13 protein-coding genes are annotated in these 12,493 nt (G+C 72.1%); 5 read left to right on the forward strand and 8 right to left on the reverse strand.

Annotated elements, in window-relative coordinates:
• Positions 1-18: 18 nt before the first annotated feature.
• The 3 genes from ACWFR3_RS16985 to ACWFR3_RS16995 form a co-directional block, all read right to left on the reverse strand.
• Positions 19-462: an NUDIX hydrolase gene (locus ACWFR3_RS16985; protein ID WP_453735352.1), complete on the reverse strand. Its 444-nt coding sequence runs from the start codon at positions 460-462 to the stop codon at positions 19-21.
• Positions 463-696: 234 nt separating this feature from the next.
• Entirely contained in the window at positions 697-2,244 is a 1,548-nt protein-coding gene (locus ACWFR3_RS16990; RefSeq protein ID WP_453735353.1) for a SulP family inorganic anion transporter, read from the reverse strand.
• A gap of 54 nt (positions 2,245-2,298) precedes the next feature.
• On the reverse strand, positions 2,299-2,958 hold the full coding sequence (locus tag ACWFR3_RS16995; RefSeq protein ID WP_453735354.1) for a carbonic anhydrase: 660 nt from the start codon (positions 2,956-2,958) through the stop codon (positions 2,299-2,301).
• 441 nt (positions 2,959-3,399) lie between these two features.
• Between ACWFR3_RS16995 and ACWFR3_RS17000 the strand changes: the two genes are divergently transcribed.
• Entirely contained in the window at positions 3,400-3,930 is a 531-nt protein-coding gene (locus ACWFR3_RS17000) for an HAD domain-containing protein (protein ID WP_453735355.1), read from the forward strand.
• Here ACWFR3_RS17000 and ACWFR3_RS17005 read toward each other — a convergent pair whose 3' ends face one another.
• Positions 3,931-4,374, reverse strand: coding sequence for a hypothetical protein (locus ACWFR3_RS17005; RefSeq protein ID WP_453735356.1), 444 nt, complete (start codon positions 4,372-4,374; stop codon positions 3,931-3,933).
• Between the two features lie 57 nt (positions 4,375-4,431).
• Positions 4,432-5,328: an NAD(P)H-binding protein gene (locus tag ACWFR3_RS17010; RefSeq protein ID WP_453735357.1), complete on the reverse strand. Its 897-nt coding sequence runs from the start codon at positions 5,326-5,328 to the stop codon at positions 4,432-4,434.
• A 156-nt stretch (positions 5,329-5,484) separates the two neighbouring features.
• Here ACWFR3_RS17010 and ACWFR3_RS17015 point away from each other — a divergent pair, with 156 nt between their 5' ends.
• A complete protein-coding gene (locus tag ACWFR3_RS17015) occupies positions 5,485-6,327 on the forward strand; it encodes a LysR family transcriptional regulator (RefSeq protein WP_453735427.1) in 843 nt (280 codons plus the stop codon).
• On the forward strand, positions 6,317-6,889 hold the full coding sequence (locus tag ACWFR3_RS17020) for a GNAT family N-acetyltransferase (RefSeq protein WP_453735358.1): 573 nt from the start codon (positions 6,317-6,319) through the stop codon (positions 6,887-6,889). Before ACWFR3_RS17015 ends, ACWFR3_RS17020 begins: the two co-directional genes overlap by 11 nt.
• A gap of 16 nt (positions 6,890-6,905) precedes the next feature.
• Here the strand turns inward: ACWFR3_RS17020 and ACWFR3_RS17025 are convergent, their stop codons facing one another.
• Together ACWFR3_RS17025 and ACWFR3_RS17030 are read right to left on the reverse strand one after the other, a co-directional pair.
• Positions 6,906-7,391, reverse strand: coding sequence for a DUF5709 domain-containing protein (locus tag ACWFR3_RS17025; protein ID WP_453735428.1), 486 nt, complete (start codon positions 7,389-7,391; stop codon positions 6,906-6,908).
• A 132-nt stretch (positions 7,392-7,523) separates the two neighbouring features.
• Positions 7,524-8,783, reverse strand: coding sequence for a PP2C family protein-serine/threonine phosphatase (locus tag ACWFR3_RS17030; RefSeq protein ID WP_453735359.1), 1,260 nt, complete (start codon positions 8,781-8,783; stop codon positions 7,524-7,526).
• Positions 8,784-9,035: 252 nt separating this feature from the next.
• Between ACWFR3_RS17030 and ACWFR3_RS17035 the strand changes: the two genes are divergently transcribed.
• Together ACWFR3_RS17035 and ACWFR3_RS17040 are read left to right on the forward strand one after the other, a co-directional pair.
• Positions 9,036-9,215 (forward strand): hypothetical protein, encoded by a 180-nt coding sequence (locus ACWFR3_RS17035; protein ID WP_453735360.1) that lies wholly within the window; start codon positions 9,036-9,038, stop codon positions 9,213-9,215.
• A gap of 103 nt (positions 9,216-9,318) precedes the next feature.
• Positions 9,319-10,341 (forward strand): PHP domain-containing protein, encoded by a 1,023-nt coding sequence (locus tag ACWFR3_RS17040; protein ID WP_453735361.1) that lies wholly within the window; start codon positions 9,319-9,321, stop codon positions 10,339-10,341.
• Between the two features lie 24 nt (positions 10,342-10,365).
• Here ACWFR3_RS17040 and ACWFR3_RS17045 read toward each other — a convergent pair whose 3' ends face one another.
• Positions 10,366-12,462, reverse strand: coding sequence for a xanthine dehydrogenase family protein molybdopterin-binding subunit (locus ACWFR3_RS17045; RefSeq protein WP_453735362.1), 2,097 nt, complete (start codon positions 12,460-12,462; stop codon positions 10,366-10,368).
• Positions 12,463-12,493 lie beyond the last annotated feature (31 nt).

Genomic DNA, 12,493 nt, shown 5'->3' on the forward strand with positions numbered 1-12,493 from the left:
CGGCTGCTGTCTGCCCGGCTACGCCGCCATGGCTCCGCGCTGCCGGAGCAGCGGCAGCACGTGGTTCCTGACCGCGGGAGCGAGCCGCACATCCTGTTCGTGTCCCGATACCCACCGCAGGGCGGCAAGCTCCGCGGCGGGCTCGGGCACCTGGCTGATGCGTGCCTCGAAGACCGCCAGCTTCATGGGCGACCGCTCCAGGGCCGCCATGGCCTCGACATCGGCCAGGAACCGCGGCTCCAGGGGCTCCACGCCGAGTTCTTCGTCCAGTTCGCGGACCAGGGTCTCCAGCTGGGCCTCACCCGCGTCCGGCTTACCGCCCGGCAGATAGAAGACATCGGGAGCCGCCTGCTTGCTGACCACCAGCAGGCGCCCCTCCTGAACGATCGCGGCGGCCACCACGGCCAGCGGGCTCTGCTCGTCGAGGTCGTGGGCGGTGTGCGTTCCCCTGTCGTCTCTCATGCGGACCATGTTCCCGGGAACACCGGCAGCATCCTTCTCGTACGAGGGTGGCGGGAGCGCAGACGGCCCCGCCGCGACGGGGGGACGCGGCGGGGCCAATTAAGCGAGTGCCCGGCGAACCGGGGTTCACGCCTGCTGCGGCCGATCGATTTCGGCGGCGTACGAAAACACCGCGCCGCCTGCCACCGGGGCGGGTGGCAGGTGGCGCGGCGGGTCATGAAGGGGCGGCTGGTGTCAGCGCCGCATCGGTGCCTCCGCGGTCTTCTCGACGCCGGAGCCGTCCTCCGGGAACGTCTTCATCCGCACGGCTTCCGTGCCGCTGTCGTTGTGGCGCAGCGCCCAGTTCTCCAGGGTCGTACGGCAGGCGTGGTCCAGGTGGCGCACCGCGGTCAGATCCAGCTCGATGGGCCGGTCCTTGGGCAGGGCCTCCAGCGTCTCCAGGATGCGCGGAAGGCGCAGGAACGTGGCGTTGCCGGTGAGGGTGACGACCATCCGGCCGCCCGTCAGTTCGCGTACGTCCAGGTTCACGTGGGAGGTGTCCCAGGCGGACTTGACCACCGCGAGCACCAGGCCGAGCACCACGCCCTCGAACATGTTGGTCACCACGATGGCGATCGCGGTGGTGGCCAGGACCAGGGCCTCGCCCCGGTGGGCGCGGGCCAGCGGGACGATCGCCTTGACGGGGATCAGCTTGAAGCCCGCGTGGACCAGGACACCGGCGAGCGCCGCCAGCGGGATGATGCCGAGGGCGGCCGGAAGCAGCACGGCGAACAGGAGCAGCCACGCGCCGTGCAGGATGCGCGAGAGCGGGGTGCGGGCGCCGGCCTCGACGTTGGCCGAACTGCGCACGATGACCGCCGTCATGGGCAGCGCGCCCAGCACGCCGCACACCGTGTTGCCGACGCCCTGGGCGACGAGTTCCTTGTCGTACTGCGTGCGCGGTCCGTCGTGCATGCGGTCCACGGCTGCGGCGCTGAACAGCGATTCGGCGGAGGCGATCAGGGTGAACGCCAGGACGGTGCCGAGTACGGCCACGCTGCCGAGGTTGGCCAGGTCGCCGAATCCCGGCGGCTGGATGGCGTCGAACAGACCGCTCACCGTCACGTTCGCCACGTCCAGGCTCAGCCCGGCGGACACGGCGGTGGCCAGCGCCACGGCGGCCAGCGGGGCGGGCACCACGCGGACGGACGCGGGAAGCTTCGGCCACAGGACGAGCACGGCGACGGTGCCGAGGCCCACGGCCGCAGCGGTCAGGGCCGCGGTGTCGCCGAGGACGTCGACCAGGAGGCCGGGAAGTCCGGTGATCTTCTCTATCCCGGAGCGCGGCTGTTCGGCCCCGGCCATGGTGTAGAGCTGGCCGAGGATCAGTACGAGTCCGATGCCCGCGAGCATGCCCTGGACGACGGAGACGGAGATGGCGCGGAACCACCGGCCGCAGCGCAGAAGCCCGAGGATGATCTGCAGGGCGCCGGTGAGCAGCACGATGGCGCCGAGCATGCCGAGCCCGAACTCCTGCACGGCCTCGAAGACGAGCACGGTGAGTCCGGCGGCGGGCCCGCTGACCTGCAGGGCGCTGCCCGGCAGGATGCCGACGACCAGACCGCCGACGATGCCGGTGACAAGGCCGAGTTCGGCGGGTACGCCGGAGGCGACCGCCACGCCGACGCACAGCGGCAGGGCGACCAGGAAGACGACGAGTGAGGCGAGGAAGTCCTTGCGCTTGACGCCGGGTTCACGCAGCGGGCGGAAGGGGGAGCGGAGTGTGGAGAGGATGTCGGACATGAGGGTGGGGGGTCCTGTCGTGAGAGCGGGCCGGTCGGTGGGGCGCGGCGGTTCTCACAACGGACCGAACGCCGGCCGGTCGTCGAAGGACGATTGCTGGGCGGTGACGTTGCCGGTGTGCACTTCGTAGTACCAGGCGTGCAGGGTCAGTGACCCGTCGGCGATCCGCTCTCTGACGCAGGGGTAGGCGCGCAGCCGCTCCACCTGCGCGAGCACGTGCGTCTGCACGGCTTCCGCGACGTCCGGGGAGGCCGGGACGAGGGAGCGCAGGGCGGCGTCCGGGGCGACGGAGTGGTCGAGCCAGTCGCGCACGGCCGGTACGGCCGACAGGTCTTCGCCCCGTACCAGGGCGCCCACGGCGCCGCAGTGCGAGTGTCCGCAGACGACGATGTCGCGGACTCCGAGCACGCACACCGCGTACTCGATGGTGGCCGCCTCGCTCACGGGACGGCCGTCCCGGCTGACGTCGTCGGCGTCGTCCGCGTCGTCGCGGGAGGGGTAGTGCGGTACGACGTTGCCCGCCGTACGGAGTTCGAAGAGTTCACCGGGGCGTGCGCCGGTGATCAGGGCCGGTACGACGCGTGAGTCGGAGCACGTGACGAACAGGGCCTGTGGCGCTTGCCCGGCCTCCAGGGCCTGGAAGGCCGCGGCGTTCTCGGGGGCCGCGACGTGCGTCGCGGCGAAGGAACGAGCGTTGTCGATAAGGGACTTCATGCTGGCCTGCCTCCTGCGTCTCTGTGGCTGAGCCTGGACGCGGTGTGGTCGGGTCGATGGTGACAGTGAGGCGCGCGGGCCGCTGAGTGCACAGCGGGGACCGTGTCGCCCCAGAGACAGCCTGTATGGCAGCTGTGACTCTCACTTTGCCATCGCATTAACCTTTGATGACAGAGCAAAAATTTGCCAAAGATTGAGTAATAAACGCCCCTGAACAGGGAGTTGGTCGAACTCTCAACCGTTGGGCAAGGGTTCATGTGGAGATCATGTGGAGCCCATGGGGGCGTTACGTTTACGCCACCTTGCAGTCGCGACGTTTCGGACGGTTGCAGGGGGAGGGGGCGGAGGGGCGGCGCGCTCGGGAGCCGGTCTCACGCGCACGCGCTCGGCGCCGGGCTCAAACCGCTGCCGCGCCAGCCCGCACGCCGCTACCGTGCAGCCGTGATCGGTTCTGCGCAGCCCCTTCTCTTCCTCGACGTCGACGGGCCCCTCATCCCCTTCGGAGCGACCCGCGAGCAACTCCCGGACGGCTACCCGACCTACGAGACCGGCCGCACGCCACCGGAACCCGACGCCAACCCGCTGATCACCCGCATCAACCCCGCCCACGGGCCCCGGCTGATGGCGCTGCCCTGTGATCTGGTGTGGGCCACGACCTGGATGTCCGATGCCAACGAATGCGTCGCGCCGTGGCTCGGCCTGCCGCGGCTGCCCCTGGTGGCGTGGCCGGAATCAGCCGACGAGGACGAGAGATACGGCCTGCACTGGAAGACCCGCCCGCTCATCAGCTGGGCCGCCGGGCGCCCGTTCGCCTGGGTCGACGACGAGATCACCGACACGGACGGTGCCTGGGCGGAGGCGCATCACCCGGGACCGGCCCTGCTGTGCCGCGTCGATCCCCGGCGGGGCATCACGGACGAGGACTATGCCTCGCTCGGCACCTGGCTGCGGATGCAGCACGGGCGCACCTGATCACGCGTCGGACGCCCGGCCGGTGATCGGCTGGTCCTGCGGCGCCTCTCCCCGTCCGTGCCCTTGCGCCGCCCGCCGGTTGGCCTGGACGAAAGCGCCGGCCGTGAAGCCGACCGTGCTCGCGAAGGACGCCGCGAGGGCAGGGTTGAGCCAGGAAGGAACGACCGGGGCGGCAAACGCCCCGCCGTCGGTGGTACGGCACATCACGTGCAGCGGCAGCAATCGCACTTCATGCTTCGACACCTGTGCGCCGGACGGAAGATGAGTCGTATCGAGGCACTCGCGCAGGGTCGTGGAATCCGCACCCTCCCCAACCTCGCTGACGGCCAGCCCGACGGCCGCGAGGCCAAGGAGGTAAAGGGCGGCGGTGGCGATCGCGGAAAAGATCGCCATGCCCCGCACGAACGTCGAGTCGGAGCCGGTGCCACCGGAAGATTCACCCATGGGGCAAACCTATCGGTGCAGTTCGGCGATGGGGCGCGGGCTGTCGGTGCCGGGCGCCTAGGCCGCCGCGGCCGGACGGAGGACCTCCCGGCACCACTGGCGGAAGCCGGTGGGCGCGGTCTCGGGAGTGCTGGGTGCGGTGGCGCCGTAGAAGCCCTGGGTGTTCAGGGCCTGCGCCATGTCGGCAAGTCCCTGTGCCCAGGCCTCGCTCGCCCCGAAGCGCAGCATCGTCGCCTTGTACTGCGCGCAGTTGGTCCGTTGCACGCGCACCGGGCGGTCGAGGACCTCGGAGATGACCTGTGCCATGCCCTCGGGGGAGAGGTCGTCGGGGCCGACCAGCGGGACCTCCTGCTGCCCGCTCCAAGAGCCGTCCAGGAGCAGCCGGGCCGCCGTGGCGGCGATGTCGCCGGTCGCGCAGGTGCGCAGAACGCGGTCATCCGCCAGCGCAAGGGAGAACGCGCCCGCCTCGCGCATCGACTCGGCCTGGCCCAGCAAGTTCTCCATCAGGAAGGGCGGACACAGCGCCCGGTAGTGCACCTCCATGTCCGCGATCGCCTCGTCCATGGCCAGTGACGCCGAGATCTGCCCGGCGTTCTTCGCCACGGAGCGGCCCAGCGAGGAGACGCCGACGAGCCGCCGGATGCCCTGGTCGCCGACCACCGCGCGCAGCGGCTCGGTGAAGTCGCGGAAATGGCCCTCGACGCTCTCGGCCCGAGGGGACGGCGGCACCAGCCAGAACAGGCGGTCGGCGCCCTCGCACGCCTCCTTCAGAACGGCGGGATCGGCGTGCGATCCCCGTACGACCTCGACCTGTGCGCGCACCCGCTCGGACAGGCGGGCCGGATCGCGGACGATCACCCGGATCCCGGTCCGGGCAGCGGCGTCCGGGGTATCGAGGAGGTGGTCGAGGACTTCCCGGCCGATCTGGCCGGTGGGGGTGGTGACGACGATCATGAATAACTCCCGGAAGGTATCTGTCGGATGCCGTCGAGCCTGCTGCGCCGCGCGCCCGAACTGAAGGATCGATCCGCTCCCGCTTGTTACCCTCAGGGCAATACCGCGGAGAACCGGGAAGAGCGGGAAGAGAAGGGCAGGAGCGGAGTGGAAAGCCTGGAGTCCCGCCCGTTGCGCTACTTCCTCGCCGTCGCCGAGGAACTCAACTTCGCCCGCGCCGCCGAGCGACTCGGCATCTCCCCGCCGCCGCTGTCCCGCGCGATCCGCGCGCTGGAGACGGAACTCGGCGTCACCCTCTTCGAGCGCACCACCCACAGCGTGGCGCTGACCCCGGCCGGAACGGTGCTCCGCGCGGAGGCGAGGATCGCCCTGGACGCTCTGCGGGCCGCCGGCCGGCGGGCCCAGCGCGCGGCCGCCGCCGATCCCAAGCTGGTCCTTGCGGTGAAGGCCGACGGGGACGCGGGACTTCTCGAGCCGATCCTGGCGCGCTTCGCGGCGGAGCCGGCCGCCCTGCCGGTGACCGTCCGGCTGTGCGGCTGGCGCGAACAGCCGCGGCTGCTGCTCCTGGGCGAAGCGGATGCGGCCCTGGTCCACGAGCCGTTCGACCGCACCGGCCTGGACACCGAGACGCTGATCACCGAACCGCGCGTCGCGGCCGTGGCCGCCGCCCACCGGCTCGCCGCCCGGGACCACATCTCCCTCGCCGACCTCGACCTGCGCCCCGGCGACCTGGACCGCTACCTCGACGACATCGGCGGCGAGAGCCGCGACCTGGCCCAACTCCTCACGCACGTCGGCCTCGAAGGCGTGATCCCGCTGCTGCCCGCCTCCGTCGCCGCCCGCTATCCGCGCCCGGGCGTCGTCTACCGGCCGGTCCCGGACGCACCGCCCGTGGTCCTCGCCGTCGCCTGGCCGCAGCAGTCCCGTTCGACGGCCACGGCGGCCCTGGTCCGCGCCGCCGCGTCGGTGGCCGAGGAAGTACGCGACCATGCCCCTTGAGGTGCGCCCGGCCTCGGTCTTCGAGGATGTCCGCGCCGTGGTCGGCCCCAAGTCGCCCGGTGCCAACGTCTGCTGGTGCCTGAGCTACCGGATCCCTTCCAAGCTCAACAACGAACTCCGCGGACCGGCCCGCGGAGAGTACGTCGCCGAGTTGTGCCGCGCGGACCCCCCTCCGGGGGTGCTCGCCTACGACGGCGGCGAGCCGGTGGGCTGGGCAGCCGTGGCGCCGCGCTCGCAGACGTCCTTCGCACGCAACCGGAAGATCCCGCACGTGGACGATTCTCCGGTCTGGTCCCTGTGGTGCGTCCGCGTACGCCCCGGCCACCGCAAGCAGGGCATCTCGCACGCCCTGATCGCCGGCGCGGTGGAGTTCGCCCGCTCCCACGGCGCACCGGCGATCGAGGCGTACCCGCTCGACAACGGCGACGCCGGAGTCGACCTGACGATGGCCTACGCCGGGATCCGCAAGAACTTCGAACGCGCGGGATTCACCCACGCCGCCGACACGACCTCCGTGCTTGCCGGTCATCCCCGGATCCTGATGCGGCTAGACCTCCGCTGAGCCCGGGACGGCCAGGTCAGCGCGCGTCGTCGGAGTCCTCGTCGATGAGGTGCACCGCGGCCTCCTCGGCGGAGGCCGCCCCGCCGTCGATGCCCATGTCCTCGCCGATCATGTCCTGTTCGGCGTCGTCCTCCGCGTCCCCGTTGGCGCCGTCGTCCGGGGCGAACAGGCGCCCGGCACGGGCGTCACCCACCTCGGCCTCGTCGATCGGTTCGCCGTCGGTGTCGGTCGTGTCGCCGATGCCGTCGTCGTCATCGGCGGCACCCGGAACTTCGAGCGCGGGGTCGGGCCGCTCCTCGGAGAGCCGCTCGGTCAGGCTCTCGCCGTCCTGCTGCTCCCGGGCGGTGGTGCCGGTGTGAGCCACTCCGAGGGGCCGCTCGGGAGGCGACCAGCCCTCGTCGTAGGGATCCGCCCCACGGTCGTTGAGCGTGTCCTCCGCGTCGAGGATGCCTTCGTCCTCGCGGACCTCCTCCGCGTCGGGCTGGTAGACCTCGTCGCCCATGACCTCGTCGTTTCCCACGGTGCTCGTCCTCCTTCATGCGCGACTGATGCTGGTTTCCTGCCGTGTATCCACCCTGATCCAGAACACACGTTCCGGCATGCCGGGGCGGGGATATGGCGGCGGGCCGGCGGGTCACCGTGCCTTGGGCGGGCGCCACTCCAGGAGCAACAGCGTCGCGTCGTCGCGCAGTTGGTTGTCCTGCCGGTCGAGGATGGAGTGAATGAGCTGGCGCAACGCCTCCGGCGCGAGTTCGCCCGCGGCGGTGGCGCGGATGATGCTGTCCGTGAAGCGCTCAAGTCCGAACTCCGCGCCGCCGCCGGTCCGCAGCTCGGTGACGCCGTCGGTGTACATCAGCACCCGGTCGCCCGGCTCCAGCGCCTCCTCGTGGACCTCCCACGTCACGTCGGCCAGCGAGGCGGGCGTGCCCATGGGCGGCTGGGCCGGGCGCTCGAGGGCACGGTCGAGGACGCGGTGATCCCGGATCAGCAGGGGCGGCGGATGGCCGCAGTTGCACCACCGCAGGACCCCCTCGGCCAGGTCGAGCTGGGCGAGGATCCCCGTGCAGAACTGCTCGGGCAGCCATCCGGCCAGCGCATGCTGAATGGTCTCGACGAGCTGGGGCAGCTCGGCCTCGGCCCGCCGGGCGTTGCGGCAGCCGGCCATGGCCACGGCGGTCGTCAGACCCGACGCGAGGTTGTGGCCCATGGCGTCCAGGATCGCCACGTGCAGGGTCGAAGGGGTCAGGGAGTGGTCGAAGGCGTCGCCGCCGATCTCGTACGCCGGTTCGAGCACGGCGGTGGAGATCACATCGGAGTTGCCGATCGTCCGGGGCGGCAGGAAGGCCCGCAGCATCTCGGCGGGCAGCTGCATGTTCTCGCACCGCGTCCGGCGCGCGAAACTGTCGCTCGACGCCCGCTTCGAGGTGATCGTCATGGCCAGGACGGAGGCCAGCATGCGGCAGCGCCGCAGCAGCGCGACATCGATGACCGAGGCCGTGGCACCGATCACGCCCAGGCGCTCGGCGCCGTCGATCAGCGGCAGCCAGGCGACGATCCTGCCGTGGACCAGCTCCTCGACGCGCAGCGCGTGCGCCCGGTAGGCCGAACCGGCGACGGTGGTGTCCACATCCAGGGTGAGCGGCCCGTCCGCCAGCGGCACCAGCAGCCGCTGCTGGAGGTCCACGAGGTACACGTCGATCCGGTCGAGCCCGACCGCGTCGGCGAACCGCTGCGCCAGGTCGGGAAGCTCCATCGGTGCCGCCGCGTGCGCCGAGGCGAGCAGCTGCTCGAACAGCTGTTCGCCGGGGCCCGGCTGCCGGGGTCCCGGCTTGCCGGGACGGGGGCTCCCGGGTCCGGCCCGTTCGCGGCCGGGCTCCCTGGGGTGGCTCGACATTCTGTGATCACCGCCTCATCAGCAGTCTCACATCGGGGCCAGGATCCCGCCCGGCCTCGGGCGTGCGGGGCGCGCATTTCGCCTACAGCCGCCGGAATCCCGGTGTACGCGGGCTCTCGCCGGTACACCCGGTCGGCCGTCTCAGCCGTTGACCCCGGCCCCCGGAGGCCCGCGAGCACAGCGTAAGGTCGCGGACCGGCCGCATGCGGCCGAACCGATCCATACAGTCAGCCGAACAAGGAGCCGCTGGTCATGCCAGCCAATGACGCCGCTCAGGCGCCGATCTACGACACCCTCGTCCAGGAGCACGGCGACGTCCTCGCGACAGCACGCCAGGCCGCCGAGGAGACCCAGCAGAGAGCCGAGGCGGTGCTGGACTTCAGGGGGCCGATCACGGTCGTTCCGGACGCCCCGGTCGCCGAGTCCGCCTAGGCGACACCGGCGGGCCCGCGATCCCTTCGCGTGCCCCGCGGCCCGTGATGGGCGACGCTGGAAGCACACGTACGCCGTCACAGTCCGACGGCCGGAGGTGCCGATGGAGCCCGTGGAGGCGCTGGAACGGATCGCCTTTCTGCTGGAGCGCGGCCGCGCCCCGACCTACCGGGTGCGCGCCTTTCGCACCGCGGCCGCGGTGGTCGGCGAACTGGCCGACGGCGAGACCGCGCGGCGCGTCGCCGACGGATCCCTGGAGTCCCTCAAGGGCATCGGTCCCAAGACCGCAGGAGTGATCCGCGAGGCGCTGGCCGGGGACGTGCCGGGATATCTGGAGCGGCTGGAGGGCGAAGCCGACGCACCGCTCGCCGAGGGCGGAAGCAAGTTGCGGGCGCTGCTGCGCGGCGACTGCCACGTGCACTCCGACTGGTCCGACGGCGGCAGCCCGATCGAGGAGATGGGCCGCGCGGCCCGCGACATCGGCCATGAGTGGGCCGTGCTCACCGACCACTCGCCGCGGCTGACCATCGCGCGCGGCCTGTCGCCGGAGCGGCTGCGCGAGCAGCTGGCGGTGGTGGCCGATCTCAACGAGCGATGGGCGCCCTTCCGGCTGCTCACCGGCATCGAGTGCGACATCCTCGACGACGGGTCGCTCGACCAGGAGCCCGAGCTCCTCGACCGGCTCGACGTGGTGGTCGTCTCCGTGCACTCCAAGCTGCGCATGGACGCCGCCGCCATGACCCGCCGCATGGTCGCCGCCGTCAGCAATCCGCGGGCCGACGTGCTCGGTCACTGCACCGGCCGGCTGGTCACCGGGCGCGGCAGGCCCGAATCGCAGTTCGACGCCGACGCGGTGTTCGCCGCGTGCGCGGCCGCGGGCACGGCGGTGGAGATCAACAGCAGGCCGGAGCGGCTCGACCCGCCGCGCAGACTCCTGCGCAAGGCCGTGGACGCCGGAGTGCTCTTCTCCGTGGACACCGACGCGCACGCGCCGGGGCAGCTGGACTGGCAGGTGATCGGGTGCGCGCGGGCCGAGGAGTGCGGGGTGCCCGCCGAGCGGGTGGTGACGACCTGGACGGCGGAGAAGCTGCTGGCCTGGACGCGGGAGAGCCGGGCCGCTGCTTGACGACGACACGGCCGTCCGGAAGGTTCAGAGACCGCCCGTCAGGACCCGGTCCGGCGTGAGGGGCAGCTCGCGCAGCCTGCGTCCCGTCGCGTGGTGCACGGCGTTGCCGATGGCCGCGGCCGTCCCGACGATGCCGATCTCTCCGATGCCCTTGCTGCCCATGGGGTTGAGGTGGGGGTCGTCCTCGTCGATCCAGTGCGCCTCGATCGCGGGTACGTCCGCGTGCGCCGGTACGTGGTAGGCGGCGAGGTCGGCCTCCGTGAAGTCGCCGAAGGCCGCGTCCATCGTGCTGCCCTCGGTCAGCGCCATGCCCAGGCCCATCGTCATCGCGCCGATGAACTGCGAGCGCGCCGTGCGGGAGTTGAGGATGCGCCCGGCGGCGTAGACGCCGAGCAGCCGGCGCACCCGGACCTCGCCGGATACGGTGTCGACGCCGACCTCGGCGAAGTGGGCGCCGAAGGCGTGGCGGGCGTAGTCGCTGTCCGCGTCGGCCTTGCCCTTCGTGTCGGCCGTGGCGCCGACGCCCTCGGGGGGCAGCTGCTGGCCCTGCTGTCCCGCCAGGCGCGAGGCCAGTTGCGTACAGGCCTCGTGGACGGCCCAGCCCCAGGAGGCGGTCCCGGAGGAGCCGCCCGCCAGCGGTGCGTTGGGCAGGTCGCTGCTGCCGATGTCGGTGCGCACGGACTCCAGGGGGACGCCGAGCGCGTCGGCGGCGACCTGGGCGAGCACGGTGCGGGCACCCTGGCCGATGTCGGTGGCGTTGATCCGGACCACGAAGCTGCCGTCCGGGTAGGCGTGGGCGCTCGCCCGGGACGGCGCGACGACCACCGGGTACGTCGCCGACGCGACCCCGCTGCCCACCAGTACGGGCCCCTCGGAGCGTGAGCGGGGGCGCGGGTCGCGCTCGGACCAGCCGAAGAGCCGGGCGCCCTCGCGCAGGCACTCGACGAGGTGGCGGCTGCTGAAGGGCTTGGAGCTGTCGGGCTCCGTGCCGGTGTCGTTGCGCAGCCGCAACTCGACGGGGTCGATGCCCAGGGTCACGGCGAGTTCGTCCATCGCCGACTCCAGGGCGTACATGCCGGGCGCCTCACCCGGTGCCCGCATCCAGGAGGGGCTGGGCACGTCGAGCGGGACCACCCGGTGGGTGGTGCGGGCGTGCGGCGAGGGATACATGACGCGCGTGGCGGCGGCGGCCGTCTCGACGAACTCCTTGACGCGCGAGGTGTGCGCGGTCACCTCGTGGATCACGGAGGTCAGCGTGCCGTCCTCCTTGGCTCCGAGCCGCACCCGGTGCAGGGTCGGCGAGCGGTGGCCCACCACGGCCGGCAACTGGCGCCGCGGAAGGACGAGCTTGACGGGCCGCCCGGCCATACGGGCGGCCATCGCGGCGAGCACCACCTGCGGCCGGGGCGTGCCCTTGGAGCCGAAGCCGCCGCCGACGTGCTCGGAGACGACCGTGACCTGCTCCTTGGGCAGCGAGAACAGGCCCGCCAGGACGTCGCGGACGGTGGTGGCGCCCTGGCTGCTGTCATGGACGGTCAGATGGTCGTCCTGCCAGTGGGCGGTCGCCGCGTGCGGCTCCATGGGGTGGTTGTGCAGCGGCGGCACCCGGTAGGCGACATCGACGCGGGCGGGCGCGGCGGCGAAGGCGTCCTCCGCGTCGCCGCGCGTGTGCTCGCCCGAGGTGCCGTCCTCGTCCTGTGGCACATAGGCGTCGGGGTGATCGGCCTTCAGGGTGACGTCGTGCCGTTCCCCGGCGTAGGTGACCTCGACGGCCGCGGCGCCTTCGCGTGCCGCCTCCAGACTCTCGGCGACGACGAGCGCGACGTACCAGCCCCGGTGCGGAACGCGCGCGTCCTGCAGCACGGCGAGCGTCCCGTCGTCCGGCTTCTCCAGGCGCGGCGCGTTCAGATGGGTGAGGACTTCGAGCACGCCGGGCAGTTCCAGGGCCGCGGTGGCGTCGACGGCGCTGACCGTGCCGCGGGCGATTGTGGCGGGGACCGGCCAGGCGTAGGCGCACCCCTCGGGAGTGTGCTCGGCGGCGTATCGGGCGGTCCCGGTCACCTTCTGGGGACCCTCCCTGCGCTCGGCGGGCGCTCCGATGGCGCTGGCGGTGTCCGGCATGGGGTTCTCCCTGGAGGCGGGGACAGCGGTG

Source organism: Streptomyces sp. NPDC055189 (assembly GCF_053606765.1).